Source organism: Brucella sp. NBRC 12953, assembly GCF_040369775.1.
Taxonomy (GTDB): Bacteria; Pseudomonadota; Alphaproteobacteria; order Rhizobiales; family Rhizobiaceae; genus Brucella; species Brucella pseudogrignonensis.
In genome coordinates this window covers 503852-521201 of record NZ_BAABSV010000001.1, presented here as the reverse complement: position 1 = coordinate 521201, position 17350 = coordinate 503852, and the positions used below count along the sequence as shown (strand labels likewise).

Here is a 17350-nt window from a genome sequence, read left to right as displayed (position 1 = left end):
GCGGTTTTCGGGATGCGCAAAAAATAAAGTCCGCCCTTTTCCTCATCGCGGATCGCGTTTCAGACCTTTTTCCGCAAGCTCGTCCAGATAAGTCTGCCAAAGCGTGTCTTTCTCGGTGCCCAGCTTGTGAAGATAGGTCCATGAGAACAGCCCGGTATCGTGCATGTCGTCAAAGGTGATGCGGACGGCATAATTGCCAATCGGGTCCATGCGCATGATTTCAACATCGCGCTTGCCACCGACCGTCACGCGTTGTTCAGGTGAATGCCCCTGCACTTCCGCTGAAGGCGACAGAACCCGCAAAAGTTCTGCAGTCAGCTCAAAACGTTCACCGCTTTCAAAAGCCACCGTCAAAAGCTTGCGATCCTTCGAGACCCGCAATTCGGTAGGCCAGACATCACTCATAATTGTTCTCCGTCATTCCAGCGGTGTTTCATTCTGCAATATCTGACGGCTTGCATATAATTACTGCAGTAGCCGCTTCGAATTGCGTCAAATCAAAGAGATATTGATCTTTATCCATTATGAGAAGAGCCAAGGGATCGATCTGTTCGATTAATGTGCTCTTGCTTGAAGCTGCTATACCAAGGTGTAAACTGGACAAAGCGCTTCGCGGAACCTATCTCTAGGACTAAGATGCAGACGGGCTCTGCAGCATGTGGAAACAATGGCTTACTCTATGCAACGTTCTCAAACACTGCCTGTTGTTTCCCCGACCGGACAAATGATTGATCCGTTCGGGCGTGCCATCACCTATTTGCGCGTTTCCGTTACTGACCGTTGCGATTTCCGCTGCACATACTGCATGGCGGAACACATGACTTTCCTGCCGAAAAAAGATCTGCTGACACTGGAAGAACTCGACCGCATCTGCAGCGCATTTATCGAGAAGGGTGTTCGTAAACTGCGTCTGACAGGCGGTGAACCGCTTGTTCGCAAGAATATCATGCATCTCATTCGCGAGCTTTCGCGGCATCTGAAGACCGGTGCGCTGGACGAGCTGACGCTGACTACCAATGGTTCACAGCTTGCGCGCTATGCTGACGAACTCGCAGATTGCGGTGTACGGCGCATCAATGTCTCGATGGACACGCTTGATCCTGAAAAATTTCGCACGATTACCCGCTGGGGCGATCTTAACCGCGTCATCGAAGGCATCGAGGCCGCGCAAAAGGCTGGCATTCGTGTCAAAATCAACGCGGTAGCACTCAAGAATTTCAATGAATTTGAAATTCCTGAACTGATCCGCTGGGCGCATGGCCGTGACATGGACATGACCCTGATCGAAACCATGCCGATGGGCGAAATCGAATTTGATCGCACCGATCAATACCTCCCGCTTTCGCAGCTCCGCGACGACCTCGGCCAACAGTTCACCCTGTCCGATATCCCGTATCACACCGGCGGCCCTGCCCGCTATGTCACGATTGCAGAAACGGGCGGGCGTCTCGGTTTCATCACGCCACTTACGCATAATTTCTGCGAGAGCTGCAATCGCGTGCGCCTCACCTGCACAGGTATGCTTTATATGTGCCTTGGCCAGAATGATGATGCAGACTTGCGTGCGGCGGTGCGTGCAAGTGAAGGTGACAGCGTTCTAAACGATGCGATTGACGAGGCAATCTCACGTAAGCCCAAGGGCCATGATTTCATTATTGATCGCGACCATAATCGCCCGGCAGTCGCACGCCATATGAGCCTTACCGGCGGATAAATAAATTAGATGGATTTGCAACAAGTATAAATTGGACCGAATCCAAATGATACGATAGCGATATACAATCCTAAACCGGATTTCATATCGTGCCGCAGTCAGCAAACTTCCGTGCAAGTATTTTTATGCTTCTCGCTATGGGTACATTCACCATCGGCGATACTATGACGAAATATCTGCTGACCCAGATGAATAGCGGTCAGTATATGTTCATCCGGGGCATATTCGCGACAATTGCAATTGGCTTACTCGCCTGGCGCAACGGCGCCCTTCGCAACCTTTCTTTGGATTTAATGACCGTTCTTCGCGTTCTCGGCGAGGTTTTAGCGACAGTCACCTATATTTTTTCTCTTGGTCACCTTTCGCAGGCTTTCTGCTCTGCAGTTTTTCAGGCAACCCCTTTGGTCGTAACCCTTGGCGCTGTTCTTTTCCTCAACGAAAAAGTCGGCTGGCGACGCTGGATGTGTATTTCCTTTGGCCTTGTGGGGGTTATCATCATCATCCGCCCCGGCACCGATAGCTCAGCAAGTCTCGCAGCCGTCGGAATTTTGCTATCCAGCGTTTGCTTCGCGGCTATGCGGGATATCGCAACGCGTCGCGTGCCAGCGCATGTCCCTACCCTTTATCTCTCAACGCTGACTGCTGGGGCCATAGCATTGACAGGCGGAGGGCTCATCCACCCGATGGGCGGATGGCAACCGGTTGGTATTGGACCAGTGCTGATTATGGCGCTGGCCGCCGGGCTATTGCTGGTAGGTTATCATTTTATCATCATGGCGATGCGTGAAGGCGAGATCTCTTTCGTATCGCCATTCCGTTATTCGAGCCTGTTATGGGCCATTTTGTTGAGCACCGTCGTTTTCAACGAAGCCCCGGACTCCTACACAATTGCCGGCTCAATCCTTGTCGTTGGCAGCGGTATCTATATGGTTTACCGCGAGAACATTCGCAAAAGGCGCGAGCAGAACAAGAGCACCTTGGCCACAACACCGACAGGAGTAGAGCCGTCGTGACACCAGACGGGATCAGACTTGCAGGGGTTATCATCGCAGGTGGCCTATCCAGCCGTATGCAGGAAGGTGGCATCGCAGGCGACAAGTTTCTCCAATCACTTGATTCCCGAACGATAATTGAACACGTCGCTTCAAGGCTTTCGCCACAGGTGAGCAACCTCTTTGTCAATGCGAATGGCGACCCTAACCGTCTAGCAAAGCTCAATATTCCAATTGTCTCAGATTTGCCCTCCGCTCATGGTGGGCCGCTTGTCGGTCTTCGAACAGCATTCGAATATGCATCTGGGTTCCCGTTTCTGTTGAGCGTCGCAGCTGACAGCCCCTTTCTTCCACTCGATCTTGCGACTCAACTTTGTGAAAGACAAAAGAAAACAGGGGCTTCTATCGTGCTGGCGAGTTCAGGCGGACGTGTTCATCCAATCTTCGGGCTATGGAAAACTGATTTGGCGCAGCCGCTCAATGACTGGTTGGTACAGGCTGAAAAAGCCAGTGTCTTTGCTTTCGCACGGCATATCGGCTTTGAAGAGGTAGAGTTCCCTTTGGTACAACTTGCCAATGGCGAAACATTTGATCCATTCTTCAACATCAACACACCAGACGATCTTGCTGAAGCAAAACGGCTGAATGAGGCTCTGAGATGACTCATAAACTATTCGGTATCACCGGCTGGAAAAACTCGGGCAAGACCACCATGACCGAACGGCTGGTTCAGGAACTGACCAAGCGCGGTTATAAAATTTCGACCGTGAAACACGCTCACCATAACTTCGATATTGATCACGTCGGTACGGATTCGTGGCGACACAGAAATGCCGGAGCTTCCGAAGTCGCCATAGTCTCATCAGCTCGCTACGCGATTATGCATGAAAACATGGGTGAAGAAGAACCTTCGCTACAAGCCATCGTTAGCAAGCTGGCCCCATGCGATCTCGTTTTGATCGAGGGCTATAAGCGCGAATCTCATAGGAAGGTCGAGCTGAGGCGTAGCGGCGGGCATGATGGACCACCGCTTTCTGATGATGATCCGAGCATCGTTGCACTGGCCAGTGACCATCTCTCCAATGATGAAAGATTGCCCGTTTTCCATATCGATAAAATTGAAGAAATTGCCGATTTCATCGTAGAGCTGATGGAGCTTTGAGAATTTCCCCATCTAAACGTTAAACTATAGGGTAAAATTCTACCACGCGCAGATATAGCACGGATATCCTTTTAAATCAGCCTTTTTGCATGCACAATTAAATTACTCTAGCCGTATTGCCATGACATGGAAAATGGTGGGAATATCAGATTACGGGCGGATGATTGGGCATAAGTGCGAAAAAATATTGCGCGTTGTCAGCTCTAGCATCTAATTGTAGACAACAAGGGATTCACTGTCAGAATTGCTACTTAAAGTTTAGAATGACAGTGTACCTTGAAGCGGCTGAACCAGAAGAATAATCAGGGAACCAGCCTTAACAAACGAGAGGACTTAGAATGCGCGTATTAAAGCGTATCGCCGCAGCAGCATCAGTTGCAGCACTTGCAATTACCATTGGCTCCATGACCGCAGGCACTGCGACCGCTCAGGAACCACTGAAGCTGAAGATCGGCACGGAAGGTGCGTATCCTCCGTTTAACTTTATCAAGCCAGATGGCACGCTGTCGGGATTCGACGTCGATATCGCCAGAGCGCTCTGCGAAGAAATGAAGGCTGAATGCGAGTTCGTCACCCAGGAGTGGGACGGCGCTATTCCAGCCCTTCAGTCCGGCAAATTCGATGCCTTCATCGCATCCATGTCCATTACGGATGAGCGCAAGAAGCAGGTCGACTTCTCGAACAAGTATTACAACACACCTCCAGGTATCGCCGCACCTAAGGACACGGACATCAAGGGCGTGACCAAGGAAGATCTCGCTGGCAAGACAATCGGTGTTCAGGTTTCGACAACGCACGCCAATTATTCGGAAAAGACCTTCACCGACAGCACCATCAAGGCTTATCCGACAGCCGAAGAATATCGTCTTGATCTCGCGAACGGTCGTCTCGATGCCGTCAACGATGATAGCGTGACTTTGGCTGAATGGCTGAAGACGCCAGATGGCGCTTGCTGTAAGATGGTTGGCACCTTCCCTCCAGTGATCGAGATTCACGGTCCTGGTGCCGGCGTTGCCTTCAAAAAGGGTCGCCCTGAGCTGATTGAAAAGTTCAACGAAGCAATCAAAGCGATCCGCGCAAACGGTAAGTACAAGGAAGTCAACGACAAGTACTTTGATTTCGACGCTTACGGTGCAGAAAACTAAGATATTTTAACATCAAAACGCCGGTTTACTCACAAGTAAGCCGGCGTAACTATTTGGGCTATAAAGAGAAACTTCAAAAGTTATCGGGCTTTGCTACTCGCAGACCTGAGAAGCCCTAGGAAGAGATTAGGCGCATGGAACACTACGCCACCTTGTTAAGTTTCGGTCCCGACGGTTGGGGGATGAGTATTGCCTGGGGCCTTCTGGTCACGATATCTTTGGCAATAGCAACTCTGCCAGTCGGCCTCGCGCTCGGATTTCTTGTTGCCTTGGGCAAACAATCACAAGAACCATCCATCCGACTCGCCAGCAATATCTACACCACCATTTTCCGCGGACTGCCTGAGCTTCTGACGCTCTTCCTGGTTTATTTTGGTGCATCTTTGGGCTTGCAGCGCCTACTTAGTCTGTTTGGCGTTGATGCAAATGTTGAAATCAATGCTTTTGCCGCCGGTATGGTGGCGCTTGGTTTCGTGTTCTCATCCTATTCGAGTGAAGTCTTCCTGTCCGCATTTCGTGCGATCCCGCGCGGTCAATATGAGGGCGGCTATGCTGTCGGTCTTTCCCATTGGCAGACCATGCGCAAAGTCGTGCTTCCACAGCTGATCCGTATCGCCCTTCCGGGTCTCGCCAATCTCTGGCTCGTTCTGCTGAAGGATACGTCTCTGGTATCCGTGATCACTTTGTCAGACATCTTGCGCCAGACTTCGATTGCAGCACGCGTTACGAAAGAGCCATTCCTGTTCTTCGGCGTGGCTTGTCTTCTCTATCTCGGCCTTGCGATCATTTCGTCCTACTTCATCAACCGCATCGCTCGTTGGGCTGATGCCGGCAACAATGCGTCGCGGGGTGCATGATCATGAGTGAGATCACATCACGAGGCGCAGCAGAAGTTCTCGCACCGCCGCCAGTCGTTAAAAGCTGGACAGGCATCCGCATCGCTGGCCACCTCATCGTAGCCTTCTGGGCTCTGCTTTTCGCAGGACTTGCCATTTATCTTTATAATACGTGGCGCATCGATCTTTTTGAAACCTATGCGCCGCGTTATTGGTCGGGTCTGCTGACGACGCTGCAACTGGTTGCAGTGTCTATCGTCATCGGTGCGCTGCTTTCCCTGCCAATTACCGCAGCGCGTATGTCCAATAATCGCTGGTTGCGTGGCATTGCGTTTGGCTATGTCTACTTCTTCCGCGGCACGCCACTGCTCGCGCAGACATTCTTGATCTATTACGGCTTCGGTACGTTCCGTCCGTTTCTTGAAAGCATTGGTCTCTGGGTGTTTTTCCGGGACGCTTGGAATTGCGCTATCCTCGCATTCTCGCTCAATACAGCTGCCTATCAGGCCGAAATTCTTCGCGGTGCGATTCAGAGTGTGGCTCTCGGGCAATGGGAAGGTGCAGCAGCGCTTGGTATTTCCAAACGCGTAACATTCTGGAAGGTCATTCTGCCTCAGGCACTGATCGTGGCTCTGCGTCCTTACGGCAATGAAATCATTCTGATGATTAAAGGTTCTGCGATTGTCTCGATCATCACGATCCTCGATCTGATGGGTGAAACGCGCCGTGCTTATTCGCGCACATTCGACTTCCAGACCTACCTCTGGGCGGCAGTTATTTATCTGCTGATCGTCGAGTGTTTGCGACATATATGGGATTTCATTGAACGGCGACTGACAAGACATTTGGTCCGCTAATCATCGAAACAAAAGAAAATTTATCGCCCCCGTTAGCCTTGCAGCTACCGGGGGCGATCTGCTTTAAATGCATACTTATTCAAATGCGCTGCCCGCGCGTTTTCATAGCAATGCGATAGGCTACATCATGCTGAAAATCTGGGGTCGAATTAATTCCACCAATGTAAGAAAAGCGCTTTGGGCGGCTGAAGAGCTTGGCCTTGAATATGAACAGGTCAACATTGGCGGTTCATTTGGCGGCTTACAGGATACCGACTTTCTGGCGCTAAACCCCAACGGACTCATTCCACTTTTACAGGATGGTGACACAACACTTTGGGAATCCAACGTCATTGTACGCTATCTTGCAGCTAGCCGCGCCAATGGCAGCTTATGGATCGAAAATCCTGCCAAGCGCGCCCAAGCTGAAAAGTGGATGGATTGGTCGTCGACCACCCTGTTTGGCGATTTCCGAGATGTGATGATGCATCTGATCCGTTTACCTGAAGACAAGCGCGATCCAGCGATTTTGCAGCGCGGCATTGAAGGCATGACTCGATCGCTCCAAATTGCGGAAGAAGCACTTGCCGTACAGCCGTGGTTTTCCGGCGAAAATTTCGGCATAGGTGATATTCCACTTGGTTGCTATGCCTATGCTTGGTTCGGATTACCCATCACACGCCCCTCAATGCCGCGCCTTGAAGGCTGGTATCAGCGTCTTACGCAGCGTGCAGCCTATCGTAAGGCAGTGATGACACCCCTCACCTAATCGATGTTTCTACGCATTCCCTCCGGAGGTATCTGACAATGACAGCAATTAAAGTGGCCTTCCTCGGCCTCGGCGTGATGGGCTATCCAATGGCTGGTCACCTGAAAACCAAGGGCGGCTACGACGTTACCGTTTATAATCGAACAAGTGCAAAAGCTTCCAAGTGGGCAGAACAGTTTGGTGGAAATCATGCGGGCACCCCGGCGGAAGCAGCTCGTGATGCAGATTTTGTTTTCAGCTGCGTGGGCAACGACGACGATCTGCGTGAAGTGACAACCGGGCCGAACGGCGCCTTTGCAACAATGAAAAAGAATGCCGTGTTCATCGATAACACGACAGCTTCAGCCGAAGTTGCACGCGAGCTTGACGCGGAAGCGCAAAAGCGCGGTTTTCACTTCATAGATGCGCCAGTTTCCGGCGGTCAAGCTGGAGCTGAAAACGGCGTCCTTACCGTCATGGTCGGCGCATCAGAGGCGGTCTTTGAAAAAGCAAAGCCGATCATTGAATCCTATGCGCGCTCGGTCGGGCTTATGGGGCCTGTTGGTTCTGGACAACTTGCCAAGATGGTCAATCAGATTTGCATCGCAGGTCTGGTGCAAGGACTGGCGGAAGGTATTCACTTTGGCAAAAAAGCTGGTCTCGATATCGAGAAACTGGTTGCCGTTATTTCCAAAGGAGCTGCAGGCTCCTGGCAGATGGAAAATCGTCATAACACGATGAACCAAGGCAAATATGAGTTTGGATTCGCCGTTGACTGGATGCGCAAGGATCTTGGGATTTGCCTTGAGGAAGCCAACCGCAACGGCGCGCTTCTTCCGGTAACAGCCCTTGTTGATCAGTTCTATAAGGAAGTGCAGAAGATCGGCGGCGGTCGCTGGGATACCTCCTCTCTGCTCGCTCGACTTGAGCAATAAGATACTAAGCTTGAAACAAAAAAGCCCGGCTCGAAGCCGGGCTTTTCATTGTGGTGTTCAGACGATCAGAACTTAACTTTGGCCGTCAGCGACAGACCGCCGACGAAATCATTACCAAACTCACCCTTCGAGCCGGTAGCGTTTGGCTTACCGTTCACGATGGTATCGTCCATTTCGCCCGACGTGAGCCAGCCAGCAGCGCCAGCGAGACGGATTTCAAAGTTTTCCGTTGCCTTGTAGTTTGTGCCCAGACCAAAGAGCCAGAGGTCGGTCTGCGATGTCAAACCGGTTGTCGTTCCGCGATCCCAGGTAACGGTTGCAGCAGCAGACCACTGTTCGTTGAACTTGTGACCAACACCGCCACTGACAGTCCAGCCATCCTGATAGTAGAGGTTCAGGTTTGTGATGTTCGTTCCCTTAGGAACAATTACACCAGGTGCCAGCTGAAGATTGGCAGAAGAGTCGAACGCAACAGTTTCAACACTCGACCAATCGGTCCACTTGACCGAACCGAATGCGAGCCAGTCAGGAGCAATACCCGTCTGGAACTTGAACTCTACAGACTGCGGCGTAGCAACATCACCTGCGACAGCGATTGGAAGCGAGCGCCCAGTGAGCGGGCTCAGAGCCAGGTTATCAATAGTGCCTTCCAGATTGTACTTGACTTCAGACTGATACACGACGCTTGCACGAATTGCGTATTCAGGAAGTTCGTAGGCAGCACCGATACGCCAGCCAAAAGCTTTGTCTTCAACATCAAGCGAAGCGACACGGAACGTACCACCGAAAGCTGAACCCGGAGGGATCATACGGGTCTGCTCACCCTTCAGCTCCTGATAGCTAACGCCACCGAGAAGGCGGAAGTAACCCTTTTCCCCCGCATTGAACCGATAAGAACAGTTCAGGCCGTAATCGTTGGAGGAAATCTTCTGCTCGATAGCCGTAAACATACGAAGGTTGTCTGTACCTACATCCGTATGAATACCCCAAGGCTGACGGTACTGGGCCGCACAAGCGAGATCGTCAGTAAGATCAACCTTTGCCGAAAACTTCGGAACCCAATAGCTCTTGGCCTCATCGACGTCAGAGGAATAAGGACGACCGCTCAACGGGTTGATGTTGCCGGTTCTGTCGCCAATTGGACCACGAATGTTCTTCAGCTTACGCTGTGGCGAAACGAAAGTCCCCGTCGTGTCGATCACGGTTCCCTGCTCAAACAGGATATCAAAATCCTGCGAGCTACGCTCCAAACCGCCTGCATGTGCACTTACGGCACTCCCCAACAGACCGGCTGCGATTCCGACAGCTTTCATGCGCTGCAGTTTCATAAAGTGTCCTCCCAAACAGAATGCAATGAACTTCAGCAATTTACTTTGACGCAAACGTAAATCAGGAAGGATTCAGCCCGCAAGATAGATAAATTGGGAGAACAGCGAGTAGCGAAGATGTGTTTTGGCGAAAAGCACAAAATTAGCATGCTAATTGCGAATTCTTCTAAATTTCTTGGTTCTAACCTTCTTTAAAACGCCAATTTTAGCCACTTTTCGGCCCAAATCACGCCTTGTTGCTAAAGCGCAACAGCGCGGAAAAACAATCGAAACGGCGGTTCGATGAACTTTAGAGCGCCTTGAAACAAGCTAATTGTGACCCACCGACGCAGAAAAGCCCGGCAATGCGAAATTGCCGGGCTTGTGATTCGAGGTAAAGCTGTTGCTAACTGCCGAAATCAGCCTGCTTCACGGATACGTGCTTCGGCGGTTGCAACGCGTGCAGCCGCATCTTTGAGCTCAGCGAGCCGTTCACGTTCTGCCTGAACAACTTCTTCCTTGGCGTTCTCCACGAACTTTTCGTTTGAGAGCTTCTTCTCGATTTTTTCCATTTCGGCCGCGATCTTACCTGCTTCCTTCGCCATGCGAGCGGCTTCAGCTTTCAGATCAATCAGACTGCCCAAAGGAAGACAAATCGTGGCTTCGCCATGCACCAGCTGAGCAGAGCCTTTTGGTGCTTCATTAGCAAAGGAAACCGATTCCACACGCGCAAGACGCTTGATAGCAGCATCATGACGCGCGAAACGATCAATGGTTGTTTCATTCGCTTCGAGAACAACAATCGGTGCAACAGCACCTGCCGGAACATTCATCTCCGCACGAACAGAACGAATGCCCATGACAAGATCAACCAGCCAGTTGATATCTGCGGCGGACTCTTCATCCTCAAACGACAGTTCTGGCCATTCTGCCAAAGCAAGAACTGTATCGCGCTTTGCATCTTCGCCTGCGGTCAACGTCCAAAGCTCTTCGGTCATGAACGGCATGAATGGATGCAGGATTTTATAGATCTCATCCAGACAGTAAGCAGCCGTTGCCTGTGCTTCTGCCTTGGCAGCCTCATCATCGCCCATAAAGATCGGCTTGAGCAGTTCCAGATACCAATCGCAGAACTGGTTCCAGACAAAACGATAGGCAGCGCTTGCTGCTTCGTTGAAACGATAGTTCGCAATGCCGTCAGTAACTGCGCTTGTTGCTTTCGTAAGCTCAGTCAGAATCCAGCGATTAACAGCGAGTTTCGCATCATCAGGCTTGAAGTTCGGGTCGAGCTTAACACCATTCATCTGCGCGAAACGTGTTGCATTCCAGAGCTTGGTGCCGAAGTTACGATAGCCAGCAATACGCGCTGGATCGAGCTTCACGTCGCGTCCCTGAGCCGCCATGATCGCAAGTGTGAAGCGCAGAGCATCTGCGCCATACTCATCCATCAGCTCAAGCGGATCGATAACATTGCCCTTGGACTTCGACATCTTTGCGCCGTGCTTATCGCGCACGAGTGCGTGGAGATAAACCGTGTGGAACGGAATCTCCTCCATGAATTGCATGCCCATCATCATCATGCGGGCAACCCAGAAGAACAGAATATCGAAACCAGTTACCAGAACGCTGGTTGGATAATAGGCCGCGAGTTCAGGTGTCTTGTCAGGCCAGCCGAGTGTGGAGAACGGCCAGAGACCTGATGAGAACCAGGTATCCAGAACGTCCGTATCGCGTTCCAGAGCAACGTTTTCGCCGTAATGTGCGAGAGCCGCAGCTTTGGCTTCCTCTTCACTCTTCTCGACGAACCACTTTCCATCTGGTCCATACCATGCCGGGATCTGATGACCCCACCAGAGCTGACGCGAAACACACCATGGCTGAATGTTTTCCATCCAGTCAAAGTAGGTCTTTTCCCAGTTCTTCGGCACAATCTGCGTGCGCCCATCACGAACCGCAGCCATAGCTGGCTTTGCAAGTTCAGCCGCATTCACATACCACTGGTCGGTCAGGTAAGGCTCAATCGGTACGCCACCGCGATCACCATGCGGAACCGCATGCGTGTGATCCTCGATCTTTTCGAGATAACCCCGCTCTTCAAGCGTTTCGACAAGACGTTTGCGCGCAGCAAAACGGTCTAGTCCTTCAAACTCGTTGATAAGCGCATTGAGCTCAGGCGTTACTTCCAGACCTTCAAGGAAATCAACGTTGCCCTTGAGAGTGATCGCAGCAGAAGGCGTGAGAATATTGATGACACGCAGGTCATTACGCTTGCCAACTTCAAAGTCGTTGAAGTCATGAGCAGGCGTAATTTTAACCGCACCGGAACCTGCTTCCGGGTCAGCATAATCATCCGCAACAATCGGAATACGGCGGCCAACGAGTGGCAGTACGATATTGTTGCCAATTGAAGCGTGATAACGCTCATCCTTCGGATTAACAGCAACACCCGTATCACCAAGCATTGTTTCAGGCCGCGTGGTGGCGACAACAATGAATGTATGTGGGTTTTCTGGATCGAAAGGAATGTTTTCCAGCGGATAACGCAAATGCCACAGATGGCCTTTGATCTCGCGGGATTCGACTTCAATATCGGAAATTGCGGTAAGCAACTTCGGATCCCAGTTGACCAAGCGCTTGTCGCGATAAATCAGTCCCTGCTTGTAAAGAGAGACAAACACTTCAAGAACAGCGCGTGACAGCCCCTCGTCCATCGTAAAACGTTCACGCGACCAATCGCATGATGCGCCGAGGCGACGAAGCTGATTGGAAATCAAGCCTCCGGATTCCGACTTCCACTGCCAGATGCGTTCGATAAACTTTTCGCGGCCCATGGCATGACGGTTTGGTTCCTGACGCTCAGCGAGCTGGCGCTCAACAACCATCTGCGTGGCAATACCCGCATGGTCCATACCTGGCTGCCAAAGAACGTTCTTGCCGCGCATACGTTCAAAGCGGACCATGATGTCCTGAATCGTATTGTTGAGCGCGTGGCCCATGTGAAGCGACCCCGTCACATTCGGCGGAGGAATAACCACAGCAAATGGATCGGCGCCAGGCTTTGAACCTGCACCCGCCTTGAATGCGCCAGCTTCTTCCCAGCGTTCAGCGATTTTCGGCTCTACGGCCGCGGCGTCATAAGTCTTCTCAAGCATGGAAACGTCCGGTCTTTATGCGGAATGAATTGATTGACGGGTGAATAGCAACTAACAGCCGACAAATCACCCTAAAAGTGAAAACCCGCCTGCATGACAGACGGGTTAAAGAGTCCAATCTGACGTGCGACGGTTAGCGTTCGCCTCTCACCACACGTTCGATTTCTTCGCGAACAAGTCGCTCGACAAGCGGAGGCAGATTGGTATCGAGCCAATTCTGTAGCATTGGACGCAAAAGATCTGATGCGATTTCATCAAAGGAACGGCGCGGTTCGGAATGAACAGCGTGATTCAAATCCTGAAATGCTGCAGCTACTTTACGTCCTGTGCCTTCCGACAAAATATGTGCTGCGCCCTGCGCTTTCAAGTCAGCAAGCTGCGCCTCAGCAACTGGAGCCACTTCAGCCTCTGGTTCTGACACGTCTTCGGTCCATGACGCACTGATCTTATCGTCAACTTGAGCTTCAGCCGACACGGTATTGTCTATCTCGCCAGTAGTTTCGACGATTCCGCTACGATTGTCATCGTTTTGCGCGTCAGGAATGAAGTCAGCCTCTTCTTCGTCGGCATCGACAGTTTCGTCAGCAACAGCAACCTCTTTTGCAGGTTCGACAATCGGGCCGCGCAGGATTGGTTCCTCAGAGAAAATCGGGGCTTTTGCCACCGGCTTCTCCACTGCTTCAGGCTGTTGCTCTTCTATCGTTGCAGGTCGGCGGAATTTGGCGACCTCACCACGAGAAGGAAATGCGGATGCGGCAGGCGCCGGATGACGCGTAACATCGCTATCTTCGATAATCCGGCGAATGGAAGCCAAGATTTCTTCCATCGACGGTTCGCGTGCTGCGCTGGATGTTTGTGCCATAGCTGTCCGTCTTTCCCTTTTTGCCAATTACTCACACAGGCAGAGAATCAATGGATTAAGGGTATCGGACATGCAGCGATTTGAGAATCCCTGCACAGGTATGTGTGATCCGAACCCACAGCTTTATCATTTTATTAAGATTTACGAACCGAAAGACGAATCATACAAAAACGGCGCCGATGAGGGCGCCGTTTTTATTAATGCTTATGATAGGGCTCAGCGACCATCTGGTGTACGCAAACCGAACCATTTGTCCTTGACCGCATTGTAATGTTCTTCAGGCTTGTACTGAGCGACCTGCAACTGCATGTCCTGTGCCGTCATACGTCCACTGGCATTTAGAAGCGCATAGCTTGCAACAATCGAGTCATGTTCAGCCTGAACGAGTGCGATCTGTACGCTGACGAGATCATTCTGAGCATTCAATACGTCTAGCGTCGTGCGCTGACCAACTTTACGCTCTTCAATCACACCATCGAGAGCAAGCTGAGCTGCTGCGATGCCATCGCGGTTCGCCTTCACGGATGCACGAGCTGCTTCAAGCTGCGACCAAGCAGAGCTGATTGCCTGACGAACTTTATCCTGAACGATATCGACTTCGATACGTGCCTGACCGAGCTGTTCCTTTGCCTGGCGGACCTGTGCAGAGGTGCGGCCACCGGTATAGATTGGAATGCTTACACCTACACCGACCGAAGCAGAGTTACCGTCGCCTACACTCGTACCGGCATAGGTGTCGAGGTGGCTGGCACTTGCCGTCAGACCGACAGTCGGCAGCAAAGCGCCTTCCTTGGCCTTGACGTTAAAGCCCTGCGCATTAACTGCATATTGAGTGGCAAGAATACCAGGATGCACGGTCACTGCATTCGCGTAGGCTTGGTCTGGTGAACGTGGCAGATTTTTTGCAGCTGGTGCCGTAGAAAGGCGATCTGGCTGTGAGCCGATAACCTGAACATAGGTCGCTTCGGCAGACTTAACGTCTGCACGAGCAGAGTTGAGTTGCGCGATTGCAGTAGAACGCTGCGATTCTGACTGAGCAACATCGGTACGAGTGCCTTCACCGACGTCAAGGCGAGCACGCGAGGCGCGCACCTGCTCATTCATAGCGGCCAGGTTTTTCTCGCGCAAAGCCGCAATCTGGCGAAGCTGATACACGTTCATATAGGCCTGAACGGCCTCTAGGAGCGTGTTCTGTTCGTCATTTCGGAGATTCTCGCGCTGAGCAAAAACTGTGGTTTCTGCTGAAGCAACGTTGTTCTTGGTCTGAAAACCATCGAACAACATCTGGTTCAGCTCAATGCCGTAAGTGCCGGTCGTTCTATAATCAGAGGTAGGCGACTTGCCACGAGCTACGTTATAGCTACCGGTGATCTGTGGACGATAGCCGGATTTTGCAATCGCAACATTTTCGTCCTGAATACGCACACCTGCCCGCGATGAGTTCAGGGTAGCATTGTTCTTATACGCCTTCATGAGAGCGCCGTTCAGCGTCTCTGACAAAGCGGCCTGGCCCGATAAAACGGTGCCCGACAGGAGTATTGCCGCCGCCATAAGTCCTTTGCACGCTTTGAACACCGTATACCTCATATAAGAACAAACGAATCTATAATCGAACCGATCGGTTCGGGAAGACTTAATAACGTGTAAATTCCGCTATTTCCATCTTTCCCGCCAGTGCTTTCACAAACAATTTCCGCATCGTTGCAGAATTGCCCCATGCTCTGGATTAGAACTCGAACTGCTCAACACGCTCAAAACCTGGAAGCGGACGAACTGCAGTGTTGAAAACGCTACGACCAGAAGCCACGCCGTTTTCTTTCACGTAAATCCTTGCAACTCCGGCGTTTCCACGGCCTTCGACGGCGATCAAACGACCACCTTCCTTTAGCTGATTGAAAAGTACTTCCGGTACAAAATCAACTGCACCCTCGATGAAAATCACATCGTAAGGCGCTTCTGAAGGGTAGCCTGCTTTCAAATCGCCTGAAACGATCACAACATTGTCATGGCTCAATTCCTGCAAACGAGCCGCTGCAATAGCTGACAAAGAGGAATCACTTTCAAGACCAATAACCGAACCTGCCAGCTCAGAAAGGATGGCCGAAGAATAACCTGTGCCACAGCCGATATCGAGAACGACGTCGTTCTTATTTACCTTTGCGAGCTGAATAAGCTTTGCAAAAGGTGACGGCTCCATCAGATAGCGTGGCGCAGTGCCCTCGCCTTCGAGAAGCTGGTCTTCGTCGATATAGGCAAGCACCTGACGGTTTGCCGGAACAAAAACTTCGCGCGGAACGGTCAGAAAAGCGTCGATGACCCGAAGGTCCGTTACATCCGTGGTACGGATCTGGTTATCGACCATCTTCGTGCGAAGATCCTGGAAATCGGCTGCCATAGCCATGCCCTACATCCTTCTATATCGCGATAACGCGATGATTATGCCTTCTGGCACCCTTTATGAACAGAGCCTGGATAACGCACCCAATGCTATCATCTCAGTTCGCTGTCGTTACGGGGCACCATAAACGAGATTTGCCGCTGATGTGGCAAAAATCGGCCTTCCAGTCAATCAAACACAAGTTTTGCAGGCCTAGCTGCAGCACTTGGTCGCCTCTCCGCACCGTATATCATTCTATCAAAACAAAAATGCCGGGCGCATCTGCGTCCGGCACTTAGGCTTTGGATAAGCGTCTTACAAGTCATGCATTATCAAAACGCTTGTGAGGTTGATCACATTATTGCGTGATCGTTGCTGGATAGCCCGCTGCAGCAAGTGCGTTGAGTGCATCGTCATTTGAAGCATTGCTTACGAATTTGACCTCTTTCTTATCGAGATCAATATCCACCGTGGATGCTCCATCGATCTTGTGCAGTGCATTTGTAACGCTCTCAGCACAACCGCCACATTTCATCTTGGGAATTGAAAACGTAACCATCAAATCACTCCTTGCTTTCACTATACCCACAATGCAGCTTCCCATCGTGGTAAGGTCAAGCAACATCTTTCATTATGGCGCTTCGCAGCTTTCCGGAACGCTTTTCTCAATTTCAAGCGGCGACTTGGTGAGCGAACCAGTCATAATCTGCATGGGCTTATATGGTGGCTCTTCCTGCATACCGGGATTGGTAAGGCGAATTGTATAGCAGCCGGTATAAACTTCCTTCTTGCCATCATCGCTTTCGGATTCGATTGCAATCGGAAGACTCCAGTAAATCTGCCCTGCCCCCGGATCTGGATCAGTCTTACGAACTGCAACCTTCACGCTCTTGGTTTTTTCATAACCTTTAACGAAGACCTTAAAGTCCGGTTCACGTCCTTCTTCCGAGTAATAGCTATAAGCGCGAGCATATTCCTTGCGGTTGATCGCATTATAATAGGATTCCATTAGCGCCTGCGGCGTGGACCTATCATCGCGATAATCAGGCACCGTAACGCCAACAGACGCGTCCTGCGTCTGCTCAGACGGTTTTGTCTCTTCGACCGGCTTGGTCTGTTCCTGCTCAGAAGCTGCTTTCTTAGGCGCTTCCTGCGCTTGCGTGCCAGAGACCAAAATCATCGTGCTGAAAACGCCAGCAATCCCGGCAAGCATCAAAGGCTTCATGCGTTCAATCAACATACGCGTCTCCTCTTCCAGCAATTCTTTGGTTGCAGCACACCAAG

General features: G+C 51.2%; 17 protein-coding genes. 9 read left to right on the top strand and 8 right to left on the bottom strand.

What is annotated here, in order from left to right:
- Positions 1–42: 42 nt before the first annotated feature.
- Positions 43–405, bottom strand: coding sequence for a gamma-butyrobetaine hydroxylase family protein (locus ABWV94_RS02585; RefSeq protein ID WP_105518451.1), 363 nt, complete (start codon positions 403–405; stop codon positions 43–45).
- A gap of 274 nt (positions 406–679) precedes the next feature.
- Here ABWV94_RS02585 and moaA point away from each other — a divergent pair, with 274 nt between their 5' ends.
- From moaA to ABWV94_RS02540, 9 genes are all read left to right on the top strand, one after another.
- The gene (moaA, locus tag ABWV94_RS02580) at positions 680–1714 is read left to right on the top strand and encodes a GTP 3',8-cyclase MoaA (protein WP_113498778.1); all 1035 of its coding nucleotides are present in this window, start codon (positions 680–682) and stop codon (positions 1712–1714) included.
- A 125-nt stretch (positions 1715–1839) separates the two neighbouring features.
- Positions 1840–2727, top strand: coding sequence for a DMT family transporter (locus ABWV94_RS02575; protein ID WP_051063913.1), 888 nt, complete (start codon positions 1840–1842; stop codon positions 2725–2727).
- On the top strand, positions 2724–3368 hold the full coding sequence (gene mobA / locus ABWV94_RS02570; RefSeq protein WP_113498776.1) for a molybdenum cofactor guanylyltransferase MobA: 645 nt from the start codon (positions 2724–2726) through the stop codon (positions 3366–3368). The genes ABWV94_RS02575 and mobA overlap by 4 nt, the downstream gene beginning before the upstream one ends.
- Positions 3365–3868 carry a molybdopterin-guanine dinucleotide biosynthesis protein B gene (gene mobB, locus ABWV94_RS02565; protein WP_113498774.1) on the top strand — a complete coding sequence of 168 codons (504 nt, stop codon included), beginning with the start codon at positions 3365–3367 and terminating at the stop codon, positions 3866–3868. Before mobA ends, mobB begins: the two co-directional genes overlap by 4 nt.
- A gap of 338 nt (positions 3869–4206) precedes the next feature.
- The gene (locus ABWV94_RS02560) at positions 4207–5013 is read left to right on the top strand and encodes an ABC transporter substrate-binding protein (protein ID WP_007874831.1); all 807 of its coding nucleotides are present in this window, start codon (positions 4207–4209) and stop codon (positions 5011–5013) included.
- A gap of 134 nt (positions 5014–5147) precedes the next feature.
- Positions 5148–5870 carry an ABC transporter permease gene (locus ABWV94_RS02555; protein ID WP_039859731.1) on the top strand — a complete coding sequence of 241 codons (723 nt, stop codon included), beginning with the start codon at positions 5148–5150 and terminating at the stop codon, positions 5868–5870.
- Between the two features lie 2 nt (positions 5871–5872).
- A complete protein-coding gene (locus ABWV94_RS02550) occupies positions 5873–6706 on the top strand; it encodes an ABC transporter permease (RefSeq protein ID WP_007874829.1) in 834 nt (277 codons plus the stop codon).
- A gap of 127 nt (positions 6707–6833) precedes the next feature.
- Positions 6834–7454, top strand: coding sequence for a glutathione S-transferase family protein (locus ABWV94_RS02545; RefSeq protein ID WP_113498889.1), 621 nt, complete (start codon positions 6834–6836; stop codon positions 7452–7454).
- A 38-nt stretch (positions 7455–7492) separates the two neighbouring features.
- On the top strand, positions 7493–8368 hold the full coding sequence (locus tag ABWV94_RS02540) for an NAD(P)-dependent oxidoreductase (protein WP_113498772.1): 876 nt from the start codon (positions 7493–7495) through the stop codon (positions 8366–8368).
- 65 nt (positions 8369–8433) lie between these two features.
- Here the strand turns inward: ABWV94_RS02540 and ABWV94_RS02535 are convergent, their stop codons facing one another.
- From ABWV94_RS02535 to ABWV94_RS02505, 7 genes are all read right to left on the bottom strand, one after another.
- A complete protein-coding gene (locus tag ABWV94_RS02535) occupies positions 8434–9681 on the bottom strand; it encodes an OmpP1/FadL family transporter (RefSeq protein WP_268876929.1) in 1248 nt (415 codons plus the stop codon).
- 413 nt (positions 9682–10094) lie between these two features.
- A complete protein-coding gene (locus ABWV94_RS02530; protein WP_113498770.1) occupies positions 10095–12827 on the bottom strand; it encodes a valine--tRNA ligase in 2733 nt (910 codons plus the stop codon).
- Positions 12828–12960: 133 nt separating this feature from the next.
- Complete coding sequence (locus ABWV94_RS02525; RefSeq protein WP_113498768.1) at positions 12961–13689, bottom strand: PopZ family protein; 729 nt, start codon at positions 13687–13689, stop codon at positions 12961–12963.
- Positions 13690–13905: 216 nt separating this feature from the next.
- Complete coding sequence (locus ABWV94_RS02520; protein WP_079211819.1) at positions 13906–15276, bottom strand: TolC family outer membrane protein; 1371 nt, start codon at positions 15274–15276, stop codon at positions 13906–13908.
- A 139-nt stretch (positions 15277–15415) separates the two neighbouring features.
- Positions 15416–16084, bottom strand: a complete 669-nt coding sequence (locus tag ABWV94_RS02515; RefSeq protein ID WP_112805159.1) for a protein-L-isoaspartate O-methyltransferase family protein — start codon at positions 16082–16084, stop codon at positions 15416–15418.
- Positions 16085–16424: 340 nt separating this feature from the next.
- Positions 16425–16625 carry a heavy-metal-associated domain-containing protein gene (locus ABWV94_RS02510; protein ID WP_064320538.1) on the bottom strand — a complete coding sequence of 67 codons (201 nt, stop codon included), beginning with the start codon at positions 16623–16625 and terminating at the stop codon, positions 16425–16427.
- 72 nt (positions 16626–16697) lie between these two features.
- The gene (locus tag ABWV94_RS02505) at positions 16698–17306 is read right to left on the bottom strand and encodes a Cif family virulence factor (protein WP_113498887.1); all 609 of its coding nucleotides are present in this window, start codon (positions 17304–17306) and stop codon (positions 16698–16700) included.
- Positions 17307–17350 lie beyond the last annotated feature (44 nt).

Bases quoted from the DNA above. Each gene is read 5' to 3' on its own strand.
- moaA (WP_113498778.1), top strand. From the start codon at position 680: ATGCAACGTTCTCAAACACTGCCTGTTGTTTCCCCGACCGGACAAATG.
- ABWV94_RS02555 (WP_039859731.1), top strand. From the start codon at position 5,148: ATGGAACACTACGCCACCTTGTTAAGTTTCGGTCCCGACGGTTGGGGG.
- mobB (WP_113498774.1), top strand. From the start codon at position 3,365: ATGACTCATAAACTATTCGGTATCACCGGCTGGAAAAACTCGGGCAAG.
- ABWV94_RS02525 (WP_113498768.1), bottom strand. From the start codon at position 13,689: ATGGCACAAACATCCAGCGCAGCACGCGAACCGTCGATGGAAGAAATC.
- ABWV94_RS02535 (WP_268876929.1), bottom strand. From the start codon at position 9,681: ATGAAAGCTGTCGGAATCGCAGCCGGTCTGTTGGGGAGTGCCGTAAGT.
- ABWV94_RS02510 (WP_064320538.1), bottom strand. From the start codon at position 16,625: ATGGTTACGTTTTCAATTCCCAAGATGAAATGTGGCGGTTGTGCTGAG.
- ABWV94_RS02520 (WP_079211819.1), bottom strand. From the start codon at position 15,276: ATGAGGTATACGGTGTTCAAAGCGTGCAAAGGACTTATGGCGGCGGCA.
- ABWV94_RS02505 (WP_113498887.1), bottom strand. From the start codon at position 17,306: ATGTTGATTGAACGCATGAAGCCTTTGATGCTTGCCGGGATTGCTGGC.
- ABWV94_RS02575 (WP_051063913.1), top strand. From the start codon at position 1,840: ATGCTTCTCGCTATGGGTACATTCACCATCGGCGATACTATGACGAAA.
- ABWV94_RS02545 (WP_113498889.1), top strand. From the start codon at position 6,834: ATGCTGAAAATCTGGGGTCGAATTAATTCCACCAATGTAAGAAAAGCG.
- ABWV94_RS02540 (WP_113498772.1), top strand. From the start codon at position 7,493: ATGACAGCAATTAAAGTGGCCTTCCTCGGCCTCGGCGTGATGGGCTAT.
- ABWV94_RS02560 (WP_007874831.1), top strand. From the start codon at position 4,207: ATGCGCGTATTAAAGCGTATCGCCGCAGCAGCATCAGTTGCAGCACTT.
- ABWV94_RS02515 (WP_112805159.1), bottom strand. From the start codon at position 16,084: ATGGCAGCCGATTTCCAGGATCTTCGCACGAAGATGGTCGATAACCAG.
- ABWV94_RS02530 (WP_113498770.1), bottom strand. From the start codon at position 12,827: ATGCTTGAGAAGACTTATGACGCCGCGGCCGTAGAGCCGAAAATCGCT.
- ABWV94_RS02550 (WP_007874829.1), top strand. From the start codon at position 5,873: ATGAGTGAGATCACATCACGAGGCGCAGCAGAAGTTCTCGCACCGCCG.
- ABWV94_RS02585 (WP_105518451.1), bottom strand. From the start codon at position 405: ATGAGTGATGTCTGGCCTACCGAATTGCGGGTCTCGAAGGATCGCAAG.